Here is a 26,436-nt window from a genome sequence, read left to right on the forward strand (position 1 = left end):
GTTTTTCAGTCATCGCCCGCCTTGCACTTGACGCTTTCTTATCAAGCACACCCAAAAACAGGAGATTTCTTGCTGATATAGAAGGGGGGCGTAGGAACAACTCCACTCCCAATGGGTGGCTCTGGGCTATTGCTCTCAGGCTTTCAGCCTTTTTTCGCCTTACCTGTTTTATAAATAAGGTAGGTTAGGGGTTGCTGAAAAATAATTAAAAGTCTAATAATAAAACGATTATAGCCAGTGATTTCATTCAAAGTGCAAGGCATTTCAAGTAAATCTTTCAAGAGGTTTGCACGAGTGATGGTTAATAGTCAAAAGTTTTACTGTTCAAAAGATTTTTTCTATGTTAAACGACTTTTTCTGATTAAAAGGCGCGGTGGCCTGTCCGTTTTCCGGACCGGCGGTTAGCGGGAAGCCAAAATGGGCGACTTTTAAGGCCTTGCGCAATGGCTGGAAATTTTGGCTTTCGCGGGCGGATAGGTTAAAACGGACTAGATTTTTTTGTTTCTTTTTGGAGCAATGCCAAAAAGAAAATCAATAAAGAAATTAAAATTGGTCTGCTGAATTTTTCAGCAACCTTTAGGTTAAACAGAAGAATCAGATTTTTTAATACAAAAGAGGCTGCCAGCATCTACGTTGTGGCAGCCTCTTTTTGCTTTTTGCAGGTACGACCTTCTGTTTGACTTATTTTGAGAAAACTTCTGAAGCAAGAGCTTTCCAGTGTTCATCAGTCATGCGGCCGGGTGTGAAGAGGCAAACTCCTGTTGCTCCGTTTTCCAGCGACACGCGGATGGCTCCTTTTAGTTGTTCCGGGGTGAGTCCATGGAGTTCCGGGTCAGATGGTTGGTTATTCTCCGGCAGTTCGGGACGAATAAACAGACCGCTGAAGAGTTCCCCCCGGCCTTTTGTGGCCGAAACACCTTCTTTGGTGACCTCACCAATCCAGTTAACACCTTCCAGGTAAAAGTCGTTGTAATTCATCGGATAAAAGGCGTCAAGGTTCCACTTGTTCCATTCCTGTCGGACTATTTTTCTTGCTACCGAATGAGGTCCGGGGAAAACTGCCGCTGAGATTTCTTTCCCTTCCTGATGGACGGCATCAGCCAGTCGGTTGACAATCTTTGTAATCAGATCGTACCGAAATTGCTTCCATTCGGGTACTGCTGATGGATCTTCCACTTTTTTGATGTCAATGCCTGTTTCAGCTTTAAACCTGCTTGTGCATGAATCGCAGTAACAATAATCAAATTGCGGGTATTCCCGATCCATTACCAGGTCATATTTGTCCCATAAACCGCGGGCAAGAATTACATCCGGGAAACGGATGTAATCGAGGTGAACCCCATCAATCTCTTCTACTTTTGCGATGCTGACATAGAGGTTTTCCAGAAATTGATAGACCTCTTCGCGCTCCGGGCATAAAAAAGTGTAGTAGGATACGTAAGCAGGGGCGGTCAAAGCGGATTCTCCCTTGCCATTAACGGCATACCAGGACGAATCCAGCTTTTCGGAATATCCCTGTACCATGGTGGGTATCCAGGCATGAAATTCCAGTCCGGCTTCTTTGGCTATTTTGCCTACCCGTTGATAAGTGGCCGGATCGTGACCTCCATTGTACATCAAAGCATCAATGCCTTTATTTTTCAGATCGGAGAAGTTTTGTGCCAGTTCCTGATCAGTGGCTTCTCCGGGGCCTCCCATCCATGCATGGACAAGGATTTTTTCTTTGGATGTATTGCAGGCTGTCGCCAGAATGATTAGGAATACAAGAAATAATTTTTGCATAGTTTTTCAGATTGTTATGGTTTAGTGAAAGAATATGGATAGGCATCTTTAGTCGTACCACGTGACTTATTGGGTGCATCAGTCATTTGGAATTCAATGAAAGCGCCTTCCATCAGATCGGAATAGCGGACATAATTCTTGTCCCATGCCTGACCGTTGATATGCATTTCATCAATGTAGCGGTTTTGGCTGCTGCTTTCCGGGGCAGACAGGATGACTTTATTGCCGTTTTCCAGGTGAACTGTCATTTTTGGGAACAGAGGAGTTCCCAGTACATATTGGTTGCTTCCGGGCGTGACAGGATAAAATCCCATGGAGCTGAAAACATACCAGGCTGATGTTTGTCCGTTGTCCTCATCGCCACAATAACCGTCCGGGTCGGGGGTATATAATCTGTCCATTACTTCGCGAAGCCAGTATTGTGCTTTCCAGGGTTGTCCGGCATAATTGTAAAGATAAATCATGTGTTGTATGGGCTGATTCCCATGTGCATACTGGCCCATATTCACAATTTGCATTTCACGGATTTCGTGGATGGGAAAGCCATAATAAGTGTCGTCAAAGTCGGGGGGCATGGCGAATACTGAGTCGAGCATGGTAATAAAGGTCTCTTCTCCCCCCATCAAATTGATGAGTCCCTGAGTGTCGTGAAAAACCGACCAGGTATAATGCCAGCTGTTGCCTTCGGTAAAGGCATCGCCCCATTTCAGCGGGTTGAAAGGTGTCTGAAAAGAGCCGTCTTCATTTTTGCCACGCATAAGGTTGGTCTCCGGATCAAACAGCTTCCGGTAATTCTGACTTCTTTTCTCAAACAATTTGATCTCCTTTTTGGGGCGGTCCAGCTCTTTTGCTAATTTCCAGATGGTCCAGTCCGCGAATGCATACTCTAAAGTGCGGGCAGCATTTTCATTGATGCCCACATCGTAAGGGACATACCCCAGTTCGTTGTAATATTCATGGCCAAGCCGCCCGGTGGCTTCAACTTCCGGATGAACATTCTTCGTGCCATGCAAAACAGCTTCATAAAGTGTTTCGATGTCATAGCCCCGGAGTCCTTTCAGGTAAGCATCTGCTACCAGCGTGGCAGAGTTGTTGCCAATCATTACGGAGCGATGCCCGGGACTGGCCCATTCAGGAAGAAAACCACTCTCTTTGTAAGTATTTACAAGTCCTGCCTGGATTTTTTCATTGAGAGAAGGATACATCAGGTTGAAGAAGGGAAATACTGCGCGGAAAGTGTCCCAGAATCCGTTATCTGTGAACATGTAGCCTGGCAAAACTTTTCCGTTGTAGGGACTGTAATGTACAATGTTTCTCTCTGAATCGAATTCATAAAACTTACGTGGAAACAACAGTGTGCGGTAAAGGGCTGAATAGAAAATCTCTGTTTCAGCCAGCGTTCCCCCTTCCGGAATCATTCGACCCAATTCGCGGTTCCAGATCTCTCTTCCTTTTGTTTTTACCGTTTCAAAATCGTCGGAGCCAATTTCTTTCAAATTGAGATTGGCCTGTTCATGGCTGATAAAAGAGGAGGCCACCCGTGCATTTACTACTTCTCCTTTATTGGTTTTAAACCTGACGGCAACACCTGAGTGTTCACTCGTAAGTTCGACTTGGTTTTCTTTTAGTTCATCCTTCTCCCATACACTGTAGGAAGAAAATGGCTTATCGAACTCCACTGCGAAATAATTCCTGAAGTTCTCCGGAACTCCTCCGCTGTTACGGGTGGAGTAACCGATAATTTTGTTTTCCTCAGGAATCACTTTCACATACGAGCCCTGGTCAAAGGCGTCTATAATTACATAGGATTGATCATTTTCCGGGAATGTAAACCGGAAGCGGGCAGCGCGTTCTGTGACCGTCAGTTCTGTGGTCACATCGTATTCCGCAAGGTAAACGCTGTAATAATGGGGATTGGCGGCCTCTGCTTTATGAGAAAACCAGCTGGCTCTTTCTTCTTCATTGATTTTTAATTCACCGGTAACCGGCATCAATGAGAAGTTTCCGTAGTCGTTCATCCATGGACTTGGTTGGTGGGTCTGTTTGAACCCTCTGATTTTGTCGGCATCGTAGGCATATTGCCATCCATCACCCATGGGAGCTGTTTGAGGAGTCCAGAAATTCATTCCCCAGGGTAAGGCAATGGCCGGATAGGTATTCCCATTGGACAAACTGAATTTGGAATCCGTTCCTATCAGCGGGTTAACATAGTCAACCGGGTCTTTTGACGTTGGGGCGGTAACCTGACATTCAGCTGGTTTGGGTCCGCTCCAGAAAAGCAAGATGGTCAGAATAAGTATCATTCCGGATTTTTTCATAGCACAAGTGATTTAATGATTATTTTTTTCTTTAAATAATTGCTGGTTTATTGAGCTGGTGGGAAGTCTGGCTTATTTGGCTTTTACAGGCCTTTTTTTTAAGGTTGAGATTTTCTATTAATGCTCAAATTTAGCAAAAGTTGTAAAAAGATCATATACTTGTGTGAAAAAATTAAATAAGTTGGAGGGTGTGTTTTTTTGAAAGTAATGGGCTTAATGTTTAGCTGTTCAGAATTAAAATTTCCCGTCATAAATGAATTATTTGGGAGATTCAAAGAAAAATCCCCCTCTTTTTTGAATAATTCTAAATAACCCCTATATTTGCAACATCAAAGTGGATGGATTTGCCTGCTTGCAACCACTATAAAACAATGCTAAAATGCGATTTTAGCTTGCCTTTTAGTTTTTCCATCCCTTCATATTTTAATTGTTGAATCGTAATTCCGGACTGTTTTGTGTTTGGAATTATTGTAATTGTAATGTTATGGGATATTTATTTACCTCGGAATCTGTGTCGGAAGGACATCCCGACAAAGTGGCCGATCAGATTTCTGATGCAGTGCTGGATGAATTGCTGCGTCAGGATTTCAATTCAAAAGTTGCCTGTGAAACTCTGGTGACTACCGGTTTGGTGGTCGTGAGTGGAGAAATCAGAACATCGGGGTATGTGCCGGTTCAAAAAGTGGCCCGCGATACCATCAAACGAATTGGTTATACCGAAGCAGATTATATGTTCGATTCGGGTTCATGTGGTGTTATTTCTGCGCTGCACGAACAGAGTGATGACATAAACCGCGGTGTGGATCGTGACGGCGAAGATAACCAGGGCGCCGGTGACCAGGGAATGATGTTTGGTTACGCCTGTAAGGATACGGAAAACTATATGCCTTTGCCGTTGTATCTGTCGCATGTGTTGTTGCAGGAGCTGGCTGATATTCGTCGGGAAGGTAAAGAAATGACCTATTTGCGTCCCGACTCTAAATCGCAGGTAACCATCGGATACAATGATGATAATACCCCTGTAAATCTGGATACCATTGTTGTTTCCACTCAGCACGATCCTTTTGATGAGGACGATGATGTGATGCAGAAGAAAATTGAAGCTGATGTAAGGAATATTCTTATTCCGAGAGTGAAAGCAAAGCTGAGAGAAGATATTCAGCAACTTTTTAAGGATTATAAACTTCATGTGAATCCGACAGGACGTTTTGTGATTGGCGGCCCCCATGGTGACACCGGATTGACCGGACGGAAGATTATTGTGGATACCTATGGTGGCAAAGGAGCTCACGGAGGTGGTGCGTTCTCCGGCAAGGATTGTTCAAAAGTTGACCGTTCTGCCGCTTATGCAACCCGTCATATAGCCAAAAATATGGTGGCAGCCGGACTGGCCGATGAGGTGCTGGTCCAGGTGGCTTATGCTATTGGGGTGGCCCAACCTGTTGGTTTGTATGTCAATACCTATGGGTCAGCAAATGTGAAGATGACGGATGGTGAGATTGCTAAAAAGATCAATGAATTATTTGACCTTCGTCCGGGTAAAATTATCAAACGTCTGGGACTTAAGAATCCGATTTTTACACCTACCGCAGCATACGGGCATATGGGACGCGATCCCTACACCGACAAAGTGACTTTTCTGGAAAATGGCCAGGAGGTAGAACGAGAAGTAGAGTTCTTTACCTGGGAGAAACTGGATTATGTAGATAAAATAAAAGAAGCCTTCGGTTTGTAAAGAAGAATCTTTTTTGAAATGCTCCATTCGTTTGTGCGGATGGGGCTTTTTTTTTGCTCATTTTTAGCCTGGTCTATTCATGAGTTTTCGTTATGAGATGTTTAAATACCAATAAATACGGGCAACCGCAAAGAAAATTGATGAAGGGAATAATAATTTATTTTCAAGTCAATTTTATTGAGGATGCCTGTATTTAGCCGGTAGTTGAACATTGTAATAGATAATTTATGAATAGTTCAGGTTAGAGGGTTTTAAATTTCTTTATCGCTCATTCCCTTCTTTTTATACTTGCTTAGGTGGTGTTTGCCAAAATGTTGTTGAAAAAGCCATTGCAGCTACGTAATTTCAACAACGAGAACGAATTTATTAAACACTTATGCTGGCATCACCATATCCTTTTTTTCAGTCTCTTTCCAGAGAGATTGGGCAGTTGCAATCCGACTATCGGAATTTTGTTCCTTTAACTCCGGGACAAATGAAAAACGTGGTAAGCGGGTTGCGTCAGGAATATGTTCCCCTTTTGACCGATGGTGCATTTGCCAATCAGCTTGCCATTGTTCGCGGGAATGGGAAGGTGGACCTGATGACGGTGGTGTTGGATCCTCATGAACGGGCACTTGCTTTTTATTCGCGGTTCTCGGTGCCGGTTCTTTCTCCTGATTACAAGACAGAACCACGGAATTTCTGGGCTTTTGTTCTCGATCTGGGAACGAAGATCAGAGCATGTGGCAAAATCCCGGTCCTTACCATAGGAGATGCCGAATGGTTGCTGGATTCAATGATTGAATTTGGCCTTGAAAGGTTGAATGAGGTTTTTGTTTTCAACCAGGACTATCTTCTTCAGCAAAAGCTGATGGATAAGTTTTGGCAGTATCAGCTGGCCGGTGAAGCAGGGGTGGACATGCCTTTAACATGGCCTGGAGATGCTGATTTCTGGAAGGAAAAAGCTTCATTGCCATTTCCCGTGCTTGTGAAAGAGCAACGTGGAAAAAGATTATTCACCGAAACCGGCAGGCAGGCAATAGAGTTATTTTCCCGGGAAGAATTGATCGCTGCAAAGAAAGAGGTGATTGGGAATGTTCCGGTGATTGTGCAACAAAAGGTGAGCGATGATGGCAGTGAAAATATGTTCAGCATCGGTGCTTTTCGGAATAGGCATACGGGACATTCTATTTTGTTTTCTTCACGCCGTATCAGAGCTACCAGAGTTTTTGGGAGTACTGCCCTGTCGGTGAGTGAGCCCTGTCCTGAAGGAGTAAGAGCGGCCAGGAAATATCTTGATTACATTGATTATCATGGCAGTTGTGAATTGGAGTTTATTTACGACAGTCGTCAGAAAAAACTTCTGTTGCTCGAACTCAATCCACGACTGTATAAAACACAATCGCTGGCGACCCATTGTGGCATCAACTTTAATCATTTTGCACTATTAACCGCTATGGGGAAGAATCTTCCTGAACAACCTCAGCAAATATATGGTCCCCGTTGGTGGCTCGCCTGGGGCGATATTGCTGATGGCATCCGTAAAATGCAAACCGGAAAGTTGAGCTTTCAGGAGTTTATAGAACCGCTCTCTTTTGATTTTGTGAACGGGATGGATGAACTGGATGATCCCCTGCCGGGATTTGTAAATATTTTTAATGGGAAATTTTAAACCTAAATAAAACGGATGAATTTTTGGGATTAGAAGTTAATGGTTAGTTTGTCAGGGGCTTTGTGTTTTTGTTCAGGTGGCCAAATGTGTTGGACTATCTAACTTCTAACCTCCCAAAATCTAATAGTCTGTTGAATAACTATTGTTTAACCAATATCAATCTATGATACACATCAATCAGAAACTAACCGACAAAAAAATTCTGGTTATTGGAGGAGCCGGCTTTATTGGCAGCTTCGTGGTTGAGGAGTTGCTGAAATACCCTGTGGGAGAGGTGGTGATCTACGATAACTTTGTTCGGGGAAAGCAGGAGAATATCGAAAAAAGCATGCGTGATAGGCGTTGCCGAATTTTTGAATTCGGGGGGGATATTAGGGATACGGATATCCTGGACAAAGCAATGGAGGGTATGGATTATGTGGTTCATCTGGCGGCAATGTGGCTTTTGCACTGTCGCGATTTTCCGCGTACCGCATTTGATGTGAATATTGCCGGTACATTTAATGTACTTGAGGCATGTGCCCGTCACGGAGTGAAGCGGTTGGTTTATTCCTCGTCAGCATCGGTGTATGGCGACGCGGTGCATGTTCCTATGGAAGAAGATCATCCTTTTAATAACAAGAACTTTTATGGTGCCACCAAGATTTCGGGAGAAGCTATGTGTCGTGCTTTTTTTGATCGCTATGGGCTCAAATATGTGGGATTACGGTATATGAATGTTTATGGGCCCAACCAGGACCAACATGCGGTCTATTCAGGGGTGGTTCCCATTATGTTGAATAAAATTGCACAAAACGAGCTTCCGGTCATTAATGGTGATGGCTCCCAGGCTTACGATTTTGTTTATGTGCGCGATGTAGCTCGGGCCAATGTTCTTGCCCTGGCTTCTGATGAGACAGATGAGTTTTTCAATGTGGGAACTGGTGTGCAGACTTCCGTTCGGGAGTTGTGTGATGCTATCCTGCGCTTGAAAGAGTCAGATCTGGAAGTGCAATATAAACCTTACTCAGAAGATGACAACCGTCGTTTGGTGAAAAATCGCATTGGGGATACCCGTAAAGCCGCTGATTTGCTCGGATTTATGGCCGAATATACTTTGGAAGACGGACTGGAGGCCTTGATTGAATGGCGAATTGAAGAGGGAATTGACAAATTATAATGAAGCAGGTATGTTCTACGTTTACAAAAGCTCTGTGATTTCAATAGCAACTGAATCCACTAAAGTCCATGAAAAGGAGGTGGATGTTGAGACCATTGTGGCTGAAAACTCTGGTGGTTCTGTATCTCGTTTTATTGCCCGGTTTGGGAATCCTGCCTCTTTTGATTCATTGGTGATTTCGACTTCACAGGCTTTTAACATCGCTGTACAACCAAGACAAAACTATAGGTTTATTGTAAATCTTCAGAACCTTAATAGTGTCAACGGTCTTTGCGGCTTTTTATGTGCAGTGAATCGCAAGCTTGAAATGGATGGGCGTTTTGTTTGTTGCCTGGAGACAACCCGGCTTCGTCGTCATCGGATTTTCAAAGCATCGCCTTCGATTCTTGGGCAGGTTCATTATTTTTTTGATTATCTGACAAAGAGAGTAATGCCAGGGATCAAAGGTACACGATGGTTGCTTAACTCTTCATCGTTGCGTAAAAACAGACCTGTTTCTTTTTACGAAATGTTAGGTCGGTTGGCATATTGCGGTTTTGAGACGGAGGTAGATGAGGTAATCCACGGACGTCATTACCTGGTAGTCCGCAAAGTGGCCGAACCACCTGCTGATGTGCGCGAAGATTATGGTTTCATTCTTAGGCTTTACAGAGTTGGAAAAGACGGAAAAACGATTCGTGTTTTTAAGTTCCGGACAATGGTCGCTTTTAGTGAATATTTACAGGAGCATATTTACAGGAGGAATCATCTCTGTAAAGGCGGAAAATTTAAGGACGACAGGCGCGTAACACTTTTGGGGGCGTTTGCCCGCCGGTACTGGATTGATGAGTTGCCAATGATTTATAATGTTTTAAGAGGTGATATGAAATTGGTCGGTGTGCGTCCCGTCAGTTCGCAATATCTTTCACTTTATGATTCTGAGGTGGTTAATATCAGGACTTCTGTGAAGCCCGGTCTGATTCCTCCCTTCTATGCCGATATGCCGGAATCGCTTGAGGAGATTCAGGCCTCGGAAGTGCGATATGTTCGTCAATGGCACCGGGCACCGTTTCGAACCGATTGCATCTATTTTTTTAAAGCCCTGGGAAACATCCTATTTAGAGGTGCCCGGAGTAAATGATTTGGGTAAACAGGCTGAATTTAAAAACTAGAATCTAAATAGTCTCTGTCCATAAACTAAGCGTTTTTCACGTGTTTGAACTAGAAAGTTCAAATTCAAGGCGTGTGAAAAATCTAAACCGCAGAATACTAATGTATTTGAGGATTTAGATTTTGAGCAGCAACGCAGAAGTTGGACTTTATAGACAAACTCTAAATAGAGTCTGTCTATAAACTAAGCAAAATTTGTTTTTAGTCATGTTTCTGGTCAGAAAGTGCCAATTGCTAGGCTTGCGAAGCCGCCAAAAACGGAGTTTACTAATCGTAAATGAGTATTTTGGCGGCAAGCGTAACGACGCAAGTGGTACTTTATGGACAGAATCTAAATAACATTCATGGGCAGCAAAAAAGCTTTCATAAAAGACTCATTTGTTTATGGACTGGGAAATGGTCTTAAAAAATTTATAGGCCTGCTCTTATTGCCTTTTTACACCAGAGCTTTGAGTGTAGGAGAATTTGGAATGCTGGAGACTTTGGGCACTGCAGCAGCTCTTCTGGGAGGTTTATTGTCTGTTGGGTTGGAGTCAGCCAACGGATTTTATTTTTTTAAGGCTGATGAGCGTCAAAAGGGGGATGTGTTATCCACTTCTTTTTTTCTTCGGTTACTTTCTTTTCCGGCTCTTATACCCATCCTCTTTTTCCGCGATTCATTGTCCGAATTGTTGTTCGGTACTCCCGAACATGGGTTTCTGATTGTGCTTCTTTGCCTCCTGGTTCCGGTGAATCTGATGATGAGTGAGCAGGCACATCTGTTTCGTTATTTTCGGCAACCCTGGCGTTACAATTTGATGACTTTGGCCAAGTCGCTGGTCAATATCGGAATGGGAATTACTCTGGTTATCATACTCAAATACGGTGTGGAAGGAGCCATGTGGGCCCGCTTGGCTAGCAGCTTACTGGTTGTGGTTTTGGCTTTCGGGGTGTTTAATTACCGGAAATATACCTTTCGTTTTTCTTTAAGTTGGGCCGGACAATTGCTGAAGTTTGGATTTCCGCTCATTTGGGCCGGACTGGCAGCCTGGATTTACAATAGCAGCGATCGCTTCTTTTTACTTTATTATCATGACTTAAATGAGGTGGGACTCTACTCTATCGGAGCCATCTTTTCACAGCCTGTGTTGCTCATCAATATGGCGGTGCAAATGAGTTTTGGAGTGCTTTTTTATCAATCTTATTATGCCGAAAAGAATGAGGACAAACCCCGCACCCGAAAAATGGCTGTTGATATTTATGTGTTGTATCTGTCTGGAAGTGTTATTCTTGCCACGTTTTTGTCTGTCTTTTCCGATTTGTTGATACCGTTTGTGGCTACGCCTGATTATGTCGATGGGGCCCGGGTAGTTCCGTTCCTGGTGTTTTCTTACATTGCTGCTCAATCCTATCAGACTATGGGACCGGGGATTTCTCTGGCTGAAAAAACCTGGCATTTCGCCTGGATTACGGGTGTGACTGCTGTGCTGAATATCGTTCTGAACTTTTTGTTGGTTCCCCGTTGGGGATTTCTCGGTGCCGGGGTGGCCACGTTAATATCTTTTGTGACTTACTGGCAAATAAAAGTGTGGGTAGCTGCCCGTTATTTCCCTGTTTCATACCAGTTTGTTCGAATAATGTTGTTGTTTTTTGCCGGACTTATTCTTTCTGTTTTTGTAGTGTTTAGGCCTGAGCTTTTCGGTTTTTGGGGAAGAATTACAGCACTTTGTGTAGTGACAACTATGGCTTTTTTATTTAAATTGCTCAACTGGCAGGATTTTTTAGTTGTTTTTGAAAAGTTTAAACCACCGCATAAATGAGTCTTTTTTTATTGCTATTGATGATGCTTGTTATTGGGAGTATAGGGCTGATTGTTGCCCGACGCTGGCCGGATTATTTTTTTTGGACAGTGATGGTACTTCTTTTTGATCCCACAGGACATCTGACCGTTTATTTTGGCAAAGAGGCTCTTGGTGGATTTTATTATCGTGACTTTCTTTTTGTATTGGCATTCATGCCTTTTCTGGCACCGGATGTTGATAAAAGAGGACTTCTTGCATTTAAGCCATTGCTGATTTTATTGGGTGTGCAGTTGCTTTTTTTCCTTTATCAGATTTTTATCTTTGGCTATTGGCAGCCCGGTAGAGGCTGGGGGTATGTGGTGCGCTATGTGCTTATTCGTGAGCGGATGACTGTATTCGGGTTTTTGTTGATTATTCCGGTATTTATGATGGCCAGGCGAAAGCTGTCAGTATTGGTGGATGTGCTGGTAATTTCCTCGCTGGCTGTATATTTGATCTATTTTGTTTCGGTGGTATCCGGCGTTGAGTTGTTGCCCTTGTGGCAGGCCGAGCGGTACAGAGGAACAGGTATTCTTCGGTATCTGATGTTTAGTTCGGGGCTTTCTGATATGTTGGTGCCACTTTCCTTTTTTGTTTTGGTACGCAAAGTCTCTTACCGTTACAGAAACTTTCTTTTTTTGGCCACGTTGCTGATGTTGTTGGCGGTGATGCTTTCACTGACCAAGAGTAGCTATATTAATGTGGCCGGGCTGGCAGTGGCTTCTCTCTTTTTGTATCACCGGTTTTACAGAGCTTCTTTTCAGGGGGTGATGGCAATACTTCTAGGGCCGGCACTTGGTCTTCTGCTACTGATGTGGGCAGTTTTTCCTCAATATCCGTTGCTTGTCTGGCGCCAGATTACGGATTTGTGGTTGCTTTTATCAGGAGATGCCTACACCAGTGGGGTTGTGGAAGGGCGGCTGGTCAACCAGTGGCCTGCCCATATGGCCATCATCAGTCAACGGCCTTGGTTTGGGACCGGCGCCGGTTTTTCTGATTTCTTTTCGTTGCGGTTTCATCCGTCCGATTATGAGGTGACAGACCTTCCGGTGACAGGACACCTGGCTATGTATGGAGCAGTGGGGCTTGGAATATACAGTTTATTGTATTTTCAGATGTGGCGATTTACGTTACGTACTTACCGGATTGTCAAGGCAAAAGTTTCTAAACAGAATGATATTGATGTAGCACTCTTTTTTGTGGTATTCAGCTGGATGGTCAAAACCTTTTTTTTCAAACCCAACTATTTGTTTAATGAACTTACTACCGGAACTTTGCTGATCAATCTTTATGCAGGAATTCTTGCTGCATTGATTTACCGGCTTCGGGAAGTATAGATAATTTGGTGCTAATTCTGATGCAAAAAAAAATCATTATACAGCTGGTATTTTATAACGATGCCAGATTTTTGCCGGGACTTGCAAAATCCCTTAAGAAACAGACTTTTACTGACTTTCATGTTTTGACAATTGACAATGATTCCAAACAGGAGTCTGCAAAAATATTCAGTGAGTTGTTTCCGGATGCAGAACAGATACCGGGCCGGGGGAATATCGGATTTGGGCGTGCTCACAATCTCCTGTTGCAACGAACGCTCCAATCCGGTGCACCTTATGTGTTAATTCTGAATACGGATGTGGAATTGCATAAGGATTTCCTGAAAAATATGTATTTGCACATGTCTCGTTTTCCCGGAGTGGATGCTTGTGGTCCGTTGATTTATTATGGAAAAGAAAAAAAACGATCCCATATTGTTCAGAACTACAGGTTGTTCATGAATTTTTCCACCGCTAAAAAAAGTGCCCCCGATTCTGAAAAGGAGACCAGGTCAGGAAAAGAGCTTTCAGCGTCTTCAGATGTGGATTACCTTTCTGGAGTGGCCATGATGTTCAGAACTGAGATTTTCGATGAGATGCATTTGTTTAATGAGCACCTGTTTCTTTATGGTGAAGAGCGTGACTTCTTTTATCGTTTTTTTCAGCAAAAAAGGCTTGCTATGGTAACCCGTAAAGCAGTTTGCTGGCATTTTCACGACTGGGACAGCAGAGATCGGAAAAGTCTTTGTCGGGAATACTATTATTTACGTAGAAATAAAGTGCTGTATTTTAAAGAATATCGGCTCACACCAGGATTGTTAAAGTTTCTGGTTAGAGAAGTTTTAAATATCCCGGTTACGTTTTTTTGGGCAATGCGAAAAAAAATTCCCGGCCTTTTTTATTGTTATTGGCTGGGAATTCTGCATGGTTTAAAAAATAAAAACGGACAAATGCGGGAGTTTTAAAACTCCGGTTTTTTATCATCTCTGATTCTGTCGTTGATAAATCTTTTCACGAAGAAAATCAGGGAGATGAGCGAGGCTGTCATCATTATTAAAACTCTCACAAGAGCTGGTGTATCTCCTCTTTCGATGGAACCGGTAAGTGGAAAAATGAGCCCTGCAAGTATGAGAAAAGTGAGTACCATAACGGCGTTGGATATTCCTTTCCGATAGTTCTTCACTCCTTTGTTCAAAACGAGAATAAAGGCTCCGAAAATAACAGGAATTAGCGCTGTTGGTGATGGTGATTCGGGCCAAAGATGAGACCAAATTCCGAGAATCATAAGGATAATGCCATGTATCAGGCTGATGGTGTGTAGTTTCATGATATTGTTTTTAGTTGTTTCTTTTTTAATACTCCGTTGATTTTTTTAGAAATATTTGATAATCAGAGATTTATGCAATCTGCGATGCAGCATATAACTCTCTTGTAATGAGGCTCTTGCGTCATTGCGTTTATGTTTTTTTTAACGGATTATTGTCTTTTGGATCCGTATTTAAAACGTATTTTCCTCTGCTGTGTTCAATGGATTACAATTTATAAAAAATGGTTGAATAGCGATTTAAAATTAGAATGTTAACTTTACTATCAGAAAAACACATCGCTGTTACGGGAAATAATAAGTGAAGTGTTTTGGGTGACGACTCTTTGAGCGTCACCTTTTTTATTAGCATTGTTGACGCAAAAAGAAGAGTTCATGCGAATTGCGGTTATAGGAGGTGGAGCAGCAGGTTTTTTTGCAGCACTGACAGCCAAAGAAAATCATCCTGAATCTGAGGTTTCCATATTTGAGAAATCAGCAAAGGTGTTGTCTAAAGTAAAAATATCCGGCGGAGGCCGTTGCAATGTAACCAATGCCGTTACGGAAATTTCAGGTTTGATTAAAGCTTATCCCCGCGGAGGAAACAGCCTGAAGAAACTTTTTCACCAGTTTAGTAATCTGGATGCCATGCAATGGTTCCAGTCCCGGGGTGTCCCGTTGGTAGCGCAAGAGGACGGATGTGTTTTTCCGAAAGCACAGGATTCCCAAGTGATTATTGATTGTTTCTTTAGGGAGGCTCAGCGTCTGGGAGTGGTAATCCATACTTTTTCGTGTGTTTCAAAACTCTCACCCGTGGAGGGTAAATGGTCTTTGAGATTTCAATCGGATGAGCGTAGCTCTGAAATATTTGATAAGGTGATTGTTACGACAGGAGGAAGTCCGCATGTGGAAGGACTTCAATGGATCAGGGAACTGGGACACAAGATCGAATTGCCGGTGCCTTCACTTTTTACCTTTAATATGCCACAAGCTCCGGTTACCCGCCTCATGGGATTGGTTGTTGAGGATGTTAAAGTGGGGGTGGAGGGCAGCCGGCTGAATGCTGAAGGCCCACTGTTGATTACCCATTGGGGGATGAGTGGACCGGCCGTGCTGAAGCTTTCTTCTGTTGCAGCCCGCTTCCTGAATGAGCGGAATTATGATTTTAATATCCATATCAACTGGGTGGGCATAGGGAATCCGGAACTGGTTTCAAAAAGTCTGAATGAGATCATCTCCCAACATTCCGGTAAGCAGGTGACCAATTTTCGGCCCTTTGCCCTTCCCGAGCGCTTGTGGGGTTTCCTGATTAAAAGAAGTGGCATCTCTGCTGATAAAAAGTGGGGACAGCTGGGGAAAAAAGACACCAACAAACTGGTTGAAACGATTACTCACGATATTTATCCGGTAAAAGGGAAGTCCACTTTTCGTGATGAGTTTGTAACCTGTGGCGGGGTGTCGCTTAAAGCTGTGGATATGAAAACCATGCAAAGCAAAGTGGTTCCCAATCTCTATTTTGCAGGGGAGGTTCTGGACATCGATGCCATTACCGGGGGGTACAACCTTCAGGCTGCCTGGACGACCGGTTATATCGCCGGTCATCTCAGACAATAGCCTGTTTATTGAATCTGGTAAACATGATTTTCTCCCTTTGCAATAGCATCCTGAATTGATGTAAGTTCTGCAAGGGCATCTTCTTTGGTTTTGTATTCGCCCAGAACAACCTGATTGCTTTGGAACAGTGATGAATCAGCAAACTGACCTACCAGAGCCGCCTTGTTTTTACTTCCGATGTTTCTCTCAATGGTAATTCGGATGATTTTCACCAGTTGTTTTTTACACTGTGTTCTGACCCACATAATTAAGATGTTTTAGTTTATAATGAGTACCGGTATTTAAGTCAAATTTTAAAACAGACCTGATGTTTAGGACGGCCTTGAGTGGTGAACCAAAATAACCGGATGTTCATTAAATTTAATGATGAAACAAACGGACTCCTATATTGATAAACGTAATGCCATGTTTCCTGGCGGTATCCATGATCTCCTGATCACGGATGGAGCCCACAGGTGAAGCGATGTATTGTATTCCGTATTTTGCCGCCAGTTCAATGTTGTCTTTTTGCGGGAAAAAGCCGTCGGAAATAAGACAGGATCCCTCTAATTCGTTAAGAACAACTTTGTCGGCAAATACTTCTTCTCGTTTTTGCTCTATGAGCTGATCCAGTTCTGTGCGCTTCAGCCCCTCGTGTTGATTGAGGAAGGAATAGTCGAGCTTCATTTTCTGATACCATACATTGGCTTTATTGAGCGCCAGACCGCTACAAAGGATTCGTGACTGCTGGCCGGATCCGATGCCAATTACCTGCCCCTTATTGACCACACAGATGGAGTTGGACTGGGTGTATTTCAATGTGAGAATTCCCAGTTTGATGTCATCGGCTATTTGTTTTGTCACGGGGTTCGATTCTGTGCGAATATCCTGTAGTAACTCATCGGTAACCTGCAGCTGATTGCGTTTTTGGCGAATGGTAATGCCGAAAACTTCTCTTGATTCAATCTCTTCGGGTTCATAATTACGATCTATGCTGAAAATTACATATCCCCCTTTTTTCTTGGTTTTGAGAATTTCCAGTGCTTCGGCCGAAAATTCGGGTGCTATCACACCATCAGAAACTTCTGATTTTATCATCTTTGCGGTTGTTGCATCCACAGGTTCGCTCAATGCGATAAAATCCCCGAATGATGCCAGCCGGTCAGCACCTCGTGCTTTGGCGTAAGCAGCTCCCAGTTCCGATGGTTCTGATTTTGTGAGGTAAGCTTGTTGCTCTGTTTCCGAAAGAGTGCCTGAAACAGCCATTCCGGAAGGGGTAACATGTTTAAAGGAGGTAGCCGCAGGTTTTTCCAGCGTTTTAGATGTTTCTTTTACCAGTTGCCAGGAGTTGAGTGCATCCAGCACATTGATGACGCTGGGGTTTCCGTTCAGGATCTTGAAAGCACCTGAATTGTCAATGATTTCAGCAAAATCCTGATAGGGATTCATTCCATACTTGAGTTTCATCGTAAGAAGGTTTTATGGTACATATATTGAACAGACGAATTACCATTCGATAATGCAAAGGTAAAAAAATATTGCCGGAGGTGACGATGCCTTTTGTTGCATGCCTTGAGGTTGTTCGTAACTTTATGGCAAAATAGATGTTATATCTGATACAAAGAATTTGGAACAAGCATGGAACTTTGATAATTTAAATTTGTTAAAATCTTCCCGGTCTATAGGGGAAGGTGTATGTAAAAAAATATTTTGAGTTCCATCACACCTTAAGAAATTATTTGGATGAAAAAACGAATTGTTGTTTTACTCATAGCTGTATTGTCACTTTTTTCTTCCTGCGCCGAACGGTCTTACCCGGTTTTACCATCCGAACGGAGTGAGATGCCCGGGAATAGCAGGGCTTTTAAGCAATTTGTAGCCGGGGGAGTGGAGAAGAAATTGAATACCGGGAATGTTAGTGCTTCGGATATCATACGTACCGCAAGAAAATACATCGGGGTTCCGCATTGTATGGGTGGAACCACTTCCAAATGCATGGATTGTTCCGGACTTTTGGTTCGTGCTTTTGAAATTCACGGGATAAAACTTCCCCACAATTCAGAAGCACAGGCCAGATATGGGAAGATTTTAGCAAATAAAGAGAATCTGAGAAAAGGAGATCTGGTATTTTTTATCCGTACTTACCGGACCTCCAATTACATTACTCATTCGGGTATTTATCTGGGGAACAATCAATTTTTGCACACCTCCTCCAGCCAGGGAGTTACCATTACATCGCTTGATAACTCCTGGTGGAAGGATAAGTTTATTTTCGGAACCCGGATTTTTTGATGGGGGTAGCCTGGTTTATTCATAAATAATTTATTCCGATGCTCAACTATCTGAGAAATACAACCGTCCTCAACAAAATGGATTTGAAAATAATTTATTATTTTCTGTACCCATTTTGTTTGCGGTTGATTGTATTTCTTGATATTTGAACATCTCATTACAATAATTCATGAATAAACCAGGTTAGAGATAAATACCTTCTCCCACTCCAATGGGAAGATCAAGCCAGAACCATACAAACAATAGTACCAGCCACATCAGGAACAATACGATGGCGTAGGGCAATAACAATGAGATCACTGTGCCAATGCCAACTTTTTTATCGTATTGCCGGATCCAGCCAATTAATAGCGGAAAATAGACATAGAGCGGGCTGATGGAATTGGTGATGCTGTCGCCAACCCGATACATTAGTTGTACAAAGGCGGGTGAGAATCCCAATTGAGCAAGCATGGGGATAAAAATCGGGGCGAAGATGGCCCATTTGGCAGAACCACTTCCGATAAATATATTGATAATGGCTACCAGCGTCATAAAAAGAGTAAACATAAAGGGACCTGTAAGTCCGCTCGCCTGTAAAAAATCTGCTCCGTGAATGGCCAGAATGGTGTCGAGTCGCGACCAGTTAAAGAGATTGATGAACTGTGCAACCACCAGCATCAGGACTATATATCCCGAAAGGTTTTTCATCCCTTCTCCCATGAAATTGATGACATCATCGGGGTGCTTAATGCTGCCTGTGGCTTTGCCATAAAAGTAGCCCGGAATGGCAAAAAGGAAAAACAGAATGGGTACCAGTCCCCGCAAAAACGGCGATGGGACGATTCCTCCTGTTTCCTGATTTCGAAGGGGGCCCCAGGCGGGAATGGTGAGTAATGAAATGATCGCAATGATGAGAATGGCCGCAATTCCGGCATGTCTCAACCCTTTTCGTTCTTCCGTGGTGAGAGCGTGGGTGTCGGGAACTTCAATTTCATCCTGCGATCCCATGGAAAATCGCTTTGTTCTCGGAATTGTATAGCGGGTCACTACGAATGCTCCTCCCAATCCAAGTAAAATGGTGGATACAATCATGAAATACCAGTTGGCGGTTGCGCTAACTTCTCCAACGCCTGGGATTTTTGATGTTACTTCGGAGCTGATACCTGCCAGCAGTACATCCGTGCCGGCAATGAAAAAATTTGCCGTGAATCCTGCCGTTGCTCCTGCATATCCTGCCACCAGGCCGGCAATGGGGTGGAGTCCCATCTGGCTGAATATCAGTGCAGCTATTGGTGGAACAATGACCACTCCTGCATCAGACCCGATGTTACCGCAGGCCCCGATAATAAAGATCACGGGAAGCACTACCTTACGAGGAACTGAGAAAGCCAGATTGCGCATTACCACTGAGAGAAGACCGCTTTTCTCAGCAACCGAAACGCCCATCAGCATTACCAAAACCAGGCCCAACGGTGCAAAATGGGCAAAGTTGGTAACCATCTCCTGAAGGAATCTTCGCAAGCCGTCTCCCGAAATCAGGTTCTGGGCTTTTATGATTTCTCCGGTTGCAGGATCGGTGGCCTGTACTCCAAAAAAGGAGGTGATGAAACTGATGAAGACAATAAACACAGTAATCCACACAAACATCCAGAAGGGATGTGGCAATTTGTTACCCATGCGTTCTATCCAGTCAAGAAAACTGCTGCTCTTTTCTTTTGAAGTAGTGATTTTTCCGTTGGTTCCCATGTTCTTTTTTTTACTAAAAGTTATTAAACCTGAACTATTCATAAATTATCTATTACAATGTTCAACTACCGGCAAAATACAGGCGTCCTCAATAAAATTGACTTGAAAATAAATTTTTATTCCCTTCATCAGTTTTCTTTGCGGTTGCTCGTATTTATTGGTATTTGAACATCTCATGACGAAAACTTATGAATAGACCAGGTTAAAGGTATCCTCAGGTTCAAATATGCAAAAAATATCCAAATCCTTTTTTATGCGGGGCCCTTATATACAAAAATCTTCAATTGGTCAAATACTTATAGTCACTGACCAGTCTTCTCTGCAGGAGGACTTTGAATTCCTTAAATTTAATTGCTGTTATAAACGGATTTTCACCATTCCGAAAACCTTAACCTCACTTTGTCGGAATATCATTAGGTGTTTTCATAAAAGAAGAAGACTTCGCTTTTTGAGGAAAGTGGTCTGTTTTTAGATTTTCGTCAAGGAATGTTTGAATACCAACAATCAGGTAAATGGATATAGCCACAAATCTTTTTTCAGGAAGGGTGCTTTTTGTTTGTAGTGCTGTACAAAAAGGCAGATGTACTGAAGCTGTGGCAGAACAATCCAGAGGTTTGAAGAAAAGAGGAGTGAAAGTCTCTTTTTTTCAACTTGAACAGGGAGGCTTTACCGGTTATCTAAAAGGGATTTATCGGCTGAGAAAATTTTTGAAGCAAAATCATTTTGAGGTAATTCATGCGCACTATGGACTGACTGCTGTAGTCGCCAGTCTGGCAGGCGCCCGGTCTTTGGTTGTTTCGCTTATGGGGAGTGATGTCTTTGGTCCCCGATGGTTGTTGTGGCTGGTCAGGTTTTTTTCAGCTTTTTTCTGGCCCTGCGTGATTGTTAAAAGTCAACAAATGGGGGACCATCTGGGCGTCAGGAGTGTGAAGGTTATTCCCAATGGAGTGGATTTGACTTTGTTTCGTGAGATTTCCGGGGCAGAGGCAAGAATAAAGATGGGGTGCTCCTGCCGAAAAGTAGTTTTATGGCCGGCAAATCCGGAGCGTGAAGTGAAAAATGTGAAACTTGCTCTTGATGCCATGAAGTTGCTGGCCGCTGAGCAGGTGGAACTTAAAATTATTTATGATGTGCCGACCAGCCAAATGCCCTGGTTTTACAATTCGGCAGAGGTGGTTTTGGTAACTTCCCGGTGGGAGGGCTCTCCAAATGTGGTAAAAGAGGCTTTGGCATGTAACGTTCCTGTTGTGTCAACACCGGTGGGAGATGTGAAAGATTGGTTGCAGCAGACGGAGGGCTGTGAAGTAGTTCCTCCCAGGCCGGACAAAGTGGCTGAGGCTTTAAAGAAAGTAATTCGCAGGGGGAAAAGAGTTAATGGTCGTGAGGTAATCGGTGAATTGGATATTGATCGTATTTCTGCCAGATTAATGAATGAATATCTGGCGGTTTCATTATCGACACTAGGAAGAAGAGGACGATAACAGGATAAAGGTACCGGAATGGCACTGAAAGTGATAACTGATATTGCAAAAATTGACCGCAGGGTTTGGGCTGATTTTGTCAACAATCATCCGAATGGTAATATTTTTCAATTGCCCTGGATGTATGAGTTGCATCAAATGACCAGCCTGCAACATCCAATTGCCATTTTTGCTTTTGATGGTCCTTTATTGGTCGGGCTTATGATTGGCACTAATTTTAGAAGTGTGGCTTTCCCATTCTCCTGGCTTACCAGACGTCAAATGGTAATTGGCGGACCTTTGGTGGACAACAATAACAGAGATGTGCTTGAGACCATACTGGAGTGCCTGGTGAAAGAATTTGGACATAAAGCCATCTTTACCGAAATAAAAAATTTGAAACTGCGGCTTTCATTAAAACCTGTTTTTGAAGATGCCGGTTTTTATTACGAATCGTTGCTTTCAGTGATTGTTGAGATGAACAAGAAATCCGGAACATTATGGGATTCTCTCTCACCCGATAGAAGAGAAAATATTAGGAGAATGAGTAATGTTAGCGGCCTGATTCGTGATATGCACGGGACTCGGGATATGGAAAATGTCTGGAGGGTTCTTCGTTACGCCATTGGGGAAAAAGGACTTCACGTGCCTCATCGGTCTTTATTTAGGTTTATGGATGAACTTGAGATGTTAAAACCTTATGTCGCCATAAAAGGTTTTGAAATGAATGAGGATTTAAAAGCTGTTTTGATTGTAATGAAGTTTCAGCAGAAAGCATATTTCTGGATGGAGGGACATTGTCTTGATAATGGCTCGGAATGGATGTATGACGGTTTTGTCTGGCAGGTGATTCAGGAACTGGAGAGCGAAGGTATTCAGTTTTTGAATATGGGTGATGCCGGGCGCCCCGGAAATGATTTTCATAGTCGTCAATACAAGAAATCCTATGGAGGAACCATCAGGGAAACAGGGCGGTATATTTATGTGCACAAATGGGGGCTCTGGAATTTCAGGCGCTTCTTTTACCGTTGGTATAAGCAGGCACGGATTTGTTTTTACAAAAAATATTGCAGTGTATGAGGATATTTCTCGATATAGGGCATCCGGCTCATGTACATTATTTCAGGAACTTTATCCGGATTATGGAACAAAGAGGCCACCGGTTTATGGTTACTGCCCGAAACCGGGAACATGTGACAGATTTGCTCAATTATTATCAGATTCCATTTGTGGACCGTGGTGCAGGAGCTCGAACCTTGTTGGGTAAAATCCGATATTTGCTGGTTACCTCCTGGCTACAATATTTGCGGGCACGAAGGTTTAAGCCTGATTTGTTTCTCGATTTCAGCACCATATATTCCGGATTTGCATCCCGGTTGTTGAAGAAGCCTTACATCACTTTTACAGATACGGAAACTACAGGGTTATATCGGTTTTTTATTCGTCCTTTCACCAAAAAGGTCTATACACCTGTTTGTTTTTCACGTCATCTGGGCGCCGAACATAAACGTTTTAACGGTCTGATGGAGCTGAGTTACCTGCATCCCCGATATTTTGAGCCTGACCCATCGGTGTTGGAATTCCTGAATCTGAAAGAGAATGAACCTTTTGCCATTGTTCGTTTTGTGGGATGGGCGGCCGTCCATGACCATGGCAAGCAGGGTTTTTCAGACAAACGGAAGATTCAGTTGGTGAAAAGTCTTCAGAGGCACGGTCGGGTTTTTATTAGTTCCGAAGGTCCCTTGCCTGAGACATTGGAGCCACTAAGACTTAAGCTGGCTTCTCACCGGATTCACGATTTGCTTTTTTATGCAACGGTGTTGGTGGGCGAAGGAGCAACAATGGCTACAGAGGCTGCGGTGTTAGGTACTCCTGCTGTTTATCTCGCTGATTTTAAATTGGGAAATCTTTCTTATCTGGAAGAGAAATACGGATTGGTTTTGAATTTTGGAACTTCCCAAAAAGAACAGGGTATGGCATTAAAGAGTGCATCAATGCTCTTGAGTCGTCCCGGAACTAAATCCAACAGCGGACGACAAGCCGAAAAACTGCTGGAAGATCATGAGGATGTGACTATATTTATGGTAAATGAAGTGCTCCGGAATTATGAAAAAGTATCAAAATAAATAAGAATAACTCAATGAGTTACAGAATACCCCTAATAAAACCTTATATAAATGACCGTGTAAAAGAACTGGTTTCAGAAGTTCTTGATTCAGGGTTTCTCACCGAAGGACCTGTGACACGCCGCTTTGAGGAGGCTGTGGCTTCCTATACCGGGGTGCCCCATGCCATTGCATTTACTTCCTGCACTACCGGACTTGAAACGGCTCTGCGGGTTGCCCGTATTGGTCCGGGTGATGAGGTGATTGTTCCCGATTATACCTATCCGGCCACCGCCAATGCAGTTAAAATTGCCGGTGCCATTCCGGTGATCGTGGATGTAAATCCGGATACACTGCTTATTGATTATGACAAGATGGAAGAGGCTGTTTCGGCAAACACGAAAGCAGTGATTCCGGTTTCTTTATTTGGTAACCCGCTTGATTTTGACCGGTTGATAAAAATGAAAGAGCATTATGGCGTTTTGATTATTGAAGATGCTGCCTGTGCTTTGGGAAGCTCTTTCAAAGGCAGAAAAACCGGGGGGTGGAGCGATATGACAGTTTTTAGTTTTCATCCCCGTAAATTTATCACTACCGGTGAGGGTGGAATGGTTACTACTCAAAATGCTCAGTGGGCCAAAGCAATGCATCAGTACAAGCATTTCGGAATGGGGAAGGTGGCAGGCAGGGAAGAAATGGTCTTTCAGGATACAGGTTCCAATTATAAAATGAGTAATATCCTTGCAGCAGTGGGACTTGCACAGATGGAGATGGTTGATGATTTGCTGGACGAACGTATAAAACTTGCGGCAAATTATCATCAGCTTCTCAAAGGATGCAAAAACATAAAAATTCCTGAAACTACTAAAAATGGCATTCATTCATATCAAAGTTTTGCTGTTTTAGTACCTGAACGTGACAGGGTAATGAAGAAAATGAGAGAAGAGGGTATTGAGGTGCAGATTGGAACCTATGCTCTGCATCAGCATCCTGCTTTTCAGCAGCGGGGAGTTCGTTTGCGTGGACAATATCCCGGAAGCATCAGGGCATGGGAGGAAACGCTTGTGTTGCCGATGTATCATTCGATGACCAATGCCGGGCAGGCTGAAGTGGTTGAAAAATTGACAGCATGTGTGGAATAACAGGCATATTGAACCATAATAATGAGCCGGCTTCAGAGGTACTTTGCCAAAAAATGGCTAAGGTGCTTGAACACAGAGGCCCCGACGGAGAAGGTGTGTGGACTTCAGGAGCGGTAGGAATGGGGCATCGGCGACTGGCAGTGCTTGATTTATCTGAGACCGGGAATCAGCCAATGGTTAGTCGAGACGGGAAGTTGGTGCTTTCCTACAACGGAGAAATCTATAATTACCGGGAGCTTAGGGAAGAACTGAAAATTAAGGGTTATCAGTTTCATGGAAGTTCAGATACGGAGGTCGTGCTGAATGCACTTCACTGCTGGGGCAGTGAGGCCATTTTAAGATTTAACGGGATGTTTGCCTTTGCGGCATGGTTTGTTTATGAACAGAGATTGTTGCTGGCCCGCGATCGCTATGGAATTAAACCTTTGTATTACTTAAATCAGCCGGATGTTTTTCTTTTTGGTTCAGAGATAAAAGCCATTCAGCAACATCCTGCCTATAACTTTAAGGTGTCTGCAGATGCTTTAACCGAATATTTTTCATTTCAGAACATCTTTAGTGATTTAACCCTTTTTGAAGGGGTGAGGCTTCTCCCTGCAGGTCATTTCATGGAGGTAAAACAGGGTCAGACAGATCCTGAAACGCATAAATACTGGGATTTTAATTTCAGTTCATTATCCATGTCGCAAAAGGAAGCGGAGACTGAATTACACAGGCTTTTTGAACAGGCCGTGGAGCGTCAGCTGGCATCCGATGTGGAAGTGGGTGCTTATCTGAGTGGGGGAATGGATAGTGGAGGAATTACCTGTGTGGCTTCACGAAAGTTTAAAAACCTCAAATCTTTTACGGCAGGCTTCGATTTATCTTCTGCATCGGGGCTGGAACTCAATTTTGATGAGCGGGAGCGCTCAGAATTTCTTTCTAATTTATACAAGACCGAGCACTATGAAGTGGTTCTGAAAGCTGGTGATATGGAACGTGTGATGCCAGGACTTATCACCCATTTGGAAGACCTAAGGGTTGGGCAGTCTTATCCCAATTATTATGTCTCACGTCTGGCAGGCCGCTTTGTAAAAGTTTGTCTTTCGGGAGCTGGTGGCGATGAGTTGTTTGCCGGTTATCCCTGGCGCTACTACCACAATACGGCCAACGGATACAGCAACGGCTTTGCTGATCGCTATTTTAAATATTGGCAACGACTGGTGCCCGATGATTATCGCGAAACGTTTTTTAGTAGCGGACTTCGTTCTAAGGTTGATTATGACCGGCCGGCAAGAGTCTTTAAAAATCTGCTGGACGAAGGTCATTCTGATGTTGCTGATCCAAAAGCTTACATCAACAGCTCTCTTTATTTTGAAAGTAAAACTTTTCTACACGGTTTATTACTTGTGGAAGATAAACTGAGCATGGCACACGGGCTTGAAACCCGCCTTCCTTTTCTTGACAATGATCTTGTTGATTTTGCAATGAAGGTTCCGGTGGAATTGAAGCTCCGGGACTGGGAGAAAGGATCCAGAATCAATGAAAATGACCTCTCCGGGAAAGCTTTTCAGTTCAAGTCGTCCACTACCGACGGTAAAATTCTGTTGCGTCAGATGCTGCAGCGGTATGTGCCGGAAGATTATTGTAACGGGCGTAAACAGGGGTTTTCAGCCCCCGATGCCAGTTGGTTTAAGGGCGAAAGCGTAGATTATATACGGCGCTTGTTGTTTGACAGAGATGCCCGACTCTACGAATATATTGATGCGGATGTGGCTCAAAAGCTGATGACTGATCATCTTGACGGAAAGGAGAACCGACGGCTGCTTATCTGGTCTTTGCTTAGTTTTGAGTGGTGGTTGAGGTCGTTCGGATAAATGCAAACAAAGGGGAATGTAATT

The 26,436-nt window shown here is 43.4% G+C and carries 21 protein-coding genes; 15 read left to right on the forward strand and 6 right to left on the reverse strand.

The genetic code is table 11. The annotated features are described in order from the left end of the window. Positions 1 to 188: hypothetical protein (locus tag W7W_RS23945; protein WP_010665063.1), on the forward strand; the 188-nt coding region annotated here is incomplete at its 5' end. A 493-nt stretch (positions 189 to 681) separates the two neighbouring features. On the opposite strand, the gene W7W_RS0118070 is transcribed toward W7W_RS23945, so the two are convergent. Further along, positions 682 to 1,782 (reverse strand): glycoside hydrolase family 10 protein, encoded by a 1,101-nt coding sequence (locus W7W_RS0118070; protein ID WP_010665064.1) that lies wholly within the window; start codon positions 1,780 to 1,782, stop codon positions 682 to 684. A 14-nt stretch (positions 1,783 to 1,796) separates the two neighbouring features. After that, positions 1,797 to 4,100 carry a GH92 family glycosyl hydrolase gene (locus W7W_RS0118075; protein ID WP_010665065.1) on the reverse strand — a complete coding sequence of 768 codons (2,304 nt, stop codon included), beginning with the start codon at positions 4,098 to 4,100 and terminating at the stop codon, positions 1,797 to 1,799. A gap of 484 nt (positions 4,101 to 4,584) precedes the next feature. On the opposite strand from W7W_RS0118075, the gene metK reads away from it, so the two are divergent. The 7 genes from metK (at position 4,585) to W7W_RS0118110 (ending at position 13,898) form a co-directional block, all read left to right on the forward strand. Continuing rightward, positions 4,585 to 5,835 (forward strand): methionine adenosyltransferase, encoded by a 1,251-nt coding sequence (gene metK / locus W7W_RS0118080; RefSeq protein ID WP_010665066.1) that lies wholly within the window; start codon positions 4,585 to 4,587, stop codon positions 5,833 to 5,835. Positions 5,836 to 6,211: 376 nt separating this feature from the next. Continuing rightward, positions 6,212 to 7,489: an ATP-binding protein gene (locus W7W_RS0118085; protein ID WP_010665067.1), complete on the forward strand. Its 1,278-nt coding sequence runs from the start codon at positions 6,212 to 6,214 to the stop codon at positions 7,487 to 7,489. 163 nt (positions 7,490 to 7,652) lie between these two features. Next, complete coding sequence (locus W7W_RS0118090) at positions 7,653 to 8,648, forward strand: NAD-dependent epimerase/dehydratase family protein (protein ID WP_010665068.1); 996 nt, start codon at positions 7,653 to 7,655, stop codon at positions 8,646 to 8,648. Positions 8,649 to 8,658: 10 nt separating this feature from the next. Further along, complete coding sequence (locus W7W_RS0118095; protein WP_010665069.1) at positions 8,659 to 9,768, forward strand: sugar transferase; 1,110 nt, start codon at positions 8,659 to 8,661, stop codon at positions 9,766 to 9,768. Positions 9,769 to 10,141: 373 nt separating this feature from the next. Further along, on the forward strand, positions 10,142 to 11,596 hold the full coding sequence (locus W7W_RS0118100) for an oligosaccharide flippase family protein (RefSeq protein WP_010665070.1): 1,455 nt from the start codon (positions 10,142 to 10,144) through the stop codon (positions 11,594 to 11,596). Beyond that, positions 11,593 to 12,954 (forward strand): O-antigen ligase family protein, encoded by a 1,362-nt coding sequence (locus W7W_RS0118105; protein WP_010665071.1) that lies wholly within the window; start codon positions 11,593 to 11,595, stop codon positions 12,952 to 12,954. The genes W7W_RS0118100 and W7W_RS0118105 overlap by 4 nt, the downstream gene beginning before the upstream one ends. A gap of 20 nt (positions 12,955 to 12,974) precedes the next feature. Next, positions 12,975 to 13,898 (forward strand): glycosyltransferase, encoded by a 924-nt coding sequence (locus tag W7W_RS0118110; RefSeq protein ID WP_010665072.1) that lies wholly within the window; start codon positions 12,975 to 12,977, stop codon positions 13,896 to 13,898. On the opposite strand, the gene W7W_RS0118115 is transcribed toward W7W_RS0118110, so the two are convergent. Beyond that, a complete protein-coding gene (locus tag W7W_RS0118115; RefSeq protein ID WP_010665073.1) occupies positions 13,895 to 14,260 on the reverse strand; it encodes a hypothetical protein in 366 nt (121 codons plus the stop codon). The genes W7W_RS0118110 and W7W_RS0118115 overlap by 4 nt on opposite strands. A gap of 372 nt (positions 14,261 to 14,632) precedes the next feature. On the opposite strand from W7W_RS0118115, the gene W7W_RS0118120 reads away from it, so the two are divergent. Beyond that, positions 14,633 to 15,850: a BaiN/RdsA family NAD(P)/FAD-dependent oxidoreductase gene (locus W7W_RS0118120; protein ID WP_010665074.1), complete on the forward strand. Its 1,218-nt coding sequence runs from the start codon at positions 14,633 to 14,635 to the stop codon at positions 15,848 to 15,850. Positions 15,851 to 15,855: 5 nt separating this feature from the next. Here the strand turns inward: W7W_RS0118120 and W7W_RS0118125 are convergent, their stop codons facing one another. Further along, positions 15,856 to 16,095 (reverse strand): hypothetical protein, encoded by a 240-nt coding sequence (locus W7W_RS0118125; RefSeq protein WP_010665075.1) that lies wholly within the window; start codon positions 16,093 to 16,095, stop codon positions 15,856 to 15,858. Positions 16,096 to 16,210: 115 nt separating this feature from the next. Continuing rightward, positions 16,211 to 17,296, reverse strand: a complete 1,086-nt coding sequence (locus tag W7W_RS0118130) for a 5-aminoimidazole-4-carboxamide ribonucleotide transformylase (protein WP_010665076.1) — start codon at positions 17,294 to 17,296, stop codon at positions 16,211 to 16,213. A 276-nt stretch (positions 17,297 to 17,572) separates the two neighbouring features. Between W7W_RS0118130 and W7W_RS0118135 the strand changes: the two genes are divergently transcribed. Continuing rightward, positions 17,573 to 18,121, forward strand: a complete 549-nt coding sequence (locus W7W_RS0118135) for a C40 family peptidase (RefSeq protein ID WP_010665077.1) — start codon at positions 17,573 to 17,575, stop codon at positions 18,119 to 18,121. Positions 18,122 to 18,304: 183 nt separating this feature from the next. Here the strand turns inward: W7W_RS0118135 and W7W_RS0118140 are convergent, their stop codons facing one another. Beyond that, positions 18,305 to 19,849, reverse strand: coding sequence for an AbgT family transporter (locus W7W_RS0118140; RefSeq protein WP_010665078.1), 1,545 nt, complete (start codon positions 19,847 to 19,849; stop codon positions 18,305 to 18,307). 512 nt (positions 19,850 to 20,361) lie between these two features. Here W7W_RS0118140 and W7W_RS0118145 point away from each other — a divergent pair. Genes W7W_RS0118145 through asnB form a run of 5 tightly spaced genes read left to right on the forward strand, consistent with a single transcriptional unit; the run spans position 20,362 to position 26,412 of the window. Continuing rightward, the gene (locus tag W7W_RS0118145; RefSeq protein ID WP_010665079.1) at positions 20,362 to 21,330 is read left to right on the forward strand and encodes a glycosyltransferase family 4 protein; all 969 of its coding nucleotides are present in this window, start codon (positions 20,362 to 20,364) and stop codon (positions 21,328 to 21,330) included. A gap of 18 nt (positions 21,331 to 21,348) precedes the next feature. After that, positions 21,349 to 22,389: a hypothetical protein gene (locus W7W_RS0118150; RefSeq protein WP_010665080.1), complete on the forward strand. Its 1,041-nt coding sequence runs from the start codon at positions 21,349 to 21,351 to the stop codon at positions 22,387 to 22,389. After that, complete coding sequence (locus W7W_RS0118155; protein ID WP_010665081.1) at positions 22,386 to 23,435, forward strand: DUF354 domain-containing protein; 1,050 nt, start codon at positions 22,386 to 22,388, stop codon at positions 23,433 to 23,435. The genes W7W_RS0118150 and W7W_RS0118155 overlap by 4 nt, the downstream gene beginning before the upstream one ends. A gap of 14 nt (positions 23,436 to 23,449) precedes the next feature. Further along, a complete protein-coding gene (locus tag W7W_RS0118160; protein ID WP_010665082.1) occupies positions 23,450 to 24,556 on the forward strand; it encodes a DegT/DnrJ/EryC1/StrS family aminotransferase in 1,107 nt (368 codons plus the stop codon). After that, positions 24,544 to 26,412: an asparagine synthase (glutamine-hydrolyzing) gene (gene asnB, locus W7W_RS0118165; RefSeq protein WP_010665083.1), complete on the forward strand. Its 1,869-nt coding sequence runs from the start codon at positions 24,544 to 24,546 to the stop codon at positions 26,410 to 26,412. The genes W7W_RS0118160 and asnB overlap by 13 nt, the downstream gene beginning before the upstream one ends. Positions 26,413 to 26,436 lie beyond the last annotated feature (24 nt).

Source organism: Marinilabilia salmonicolor JCM 21150, from assembly GCF_000259075.1.
Classification (GTDB): domain Bacteria; phylum Bacteroidota; class Bacteroidia; order Bacteroidales; family Marinilabiliaceae; genus Marinilabilia; species Marinilabilia salmonicolor.

What these genes read in the sequence shown, in the direction of transcription:
- W7W_RS0118110 (WP_010665072.1), top strand. Translation starts at nt 12,975, where the DNA reads ATGCAAAAAAAAATCATTATACAGCTGGTATTTTATAACGATGCCAGA.
- W7W_RS0118155 (WP_010665081.1), top strand. Translation starts at nt 22,386, where the DNA reads ATGAGGATATTTCTCGATATAGGGCATCCGGCTCATGTACATTATTTC.
- W7W_RS0118140 (WP_010665078.1), bottom strand. Translation starts at nt 19,849, where the DNA reads ATGGGAACCAACGGAAAAATCACTACTTCAAAAGAAAAGAGCAGCAGT.
- W7W_RS0118130 (WP_010665076.1), bottom strand. Translation starts at nt 17,296, where the DNA reads ATGAAACTCAAGTATGGAATGAATCCCTATCAGGATTTTGCTGAAATC.
- W7W_RS0118145 (WP_010665079.1), top strand. Translation starts at nt 20,362, where the DNA reads ATGGATATAGCCACAAATCTTTTTTCAGGAAGGGTGCTTTTTGTTTGT.
- asnB (WP_010665083.1), top strand. Translation starts at nt 24,544, where the DNA reads ATGTGTGGAATAACAGGCATATTGAACCATAATAATGAGCCGGCTTCA.
- metK (WP_010665066.1), top strand. Translation starts at nt 4,585, where the DNA reads ATGGGATATTTATTTACCTCGGAATCTGTGTCGGAAGGACATCCCGAC.
- W7W_RS0118150 (WP_010665080.1), top strand. Translation starts at nt 21,349, where the DNA reads ATGGCACTGAAAGTGATAACTGATATTGCAAAAATTGACCGCAGGGTT.
- W7W_RS0118120 (WP_010665074.1), top strand. Translation starts at nt 14,633, where the DNA reads ATGCGAATTGCGGTTATAGGAGGTGGAGCAGCAGGTTTTTTTGCAGCA.
- W7W_RS0118125 (WP_010665075.1), bottom strand. Translation starts at nt 16,095, where the DNA reads ATGTGGGTCAGAACACAGTGTAAAAAACAACTGGTGAAAATCATCCGA.
- W7W_RS0118105 (WP_010665071.1), top strand. Translation starts at nt 11,593, where the DNA reads ATGAGTCTTTTTTTATTGCTATTGATGATGCTTGTTATTGGGAGTATA.
- W7W_RS0118085 (WP_010665067.1), top strand. Translation starts at nt 6,212, where the DNA reads ATGCTGGCATCACCATATCCTTTTTTTCAGTCTCTTTCCAGAGAGATT.
- W7W_RS0118070 (WP_010665064.1), bottom strand. Translation starts at nt 1,782, where the DNA reads ATGCAAAAATTATTTCTTGTATTCCTAATCATTCTGGCGACAGCCTGC.
- W7W_RS0118115 (WP_010665073.1), bottom strand. Translation starts at nt 14,260, where the DNA reads ATGAAACTACACACCATCAGCCTGATACATGGCATTATCCTTATGATT.
- W7W_RS0118135 (WP_010665077.1), top strand. Translation starts at nt 17,573, where the DNA reads ATGAAAAAACGAATTGTTGTTTTACTCATAGCTGTATTGTCACTTTTT.
- W7W_RS0118160 (WP_010665082.1), top strand. Translation starts at nt 23,450, where the DNA reads ATGAGTTACAGAATACCCCTAATAAAACCTTATATAAATGACCGTGTA.
- W7W_RS0118095 (WP_010665069.1), top strand. Translation starts at nt 8,659, where the DNA reads ATGTTCTACGTTTACAAAAGCTCTGTGATTTCAATAGCAACTGAATCC.
- W7W_RS0118100 (WP_010665070.1), top strand. Translation starts at nt 10,142, where the DNA reads ATGGGCAGCAAAAAAGCTTTCATAAAAGACTCATTTGTTTATGGACTG.
- W7W_RS0118090 (WP_010665068.1), top strand. Translation starts at nt 7,653, where the DNA reads ATGATACACATCAATCAGAAACTAACCGACAAAAAAATTCTGGTTATT.
- W7W_RS0118075 (WP_010665065.1), bottom strand. Translation starts at nt 4,100, where the DNA reads ATGAAAAAATCCGGAATGATACTTATTCTGACCATCTTGCTTTTCTGG.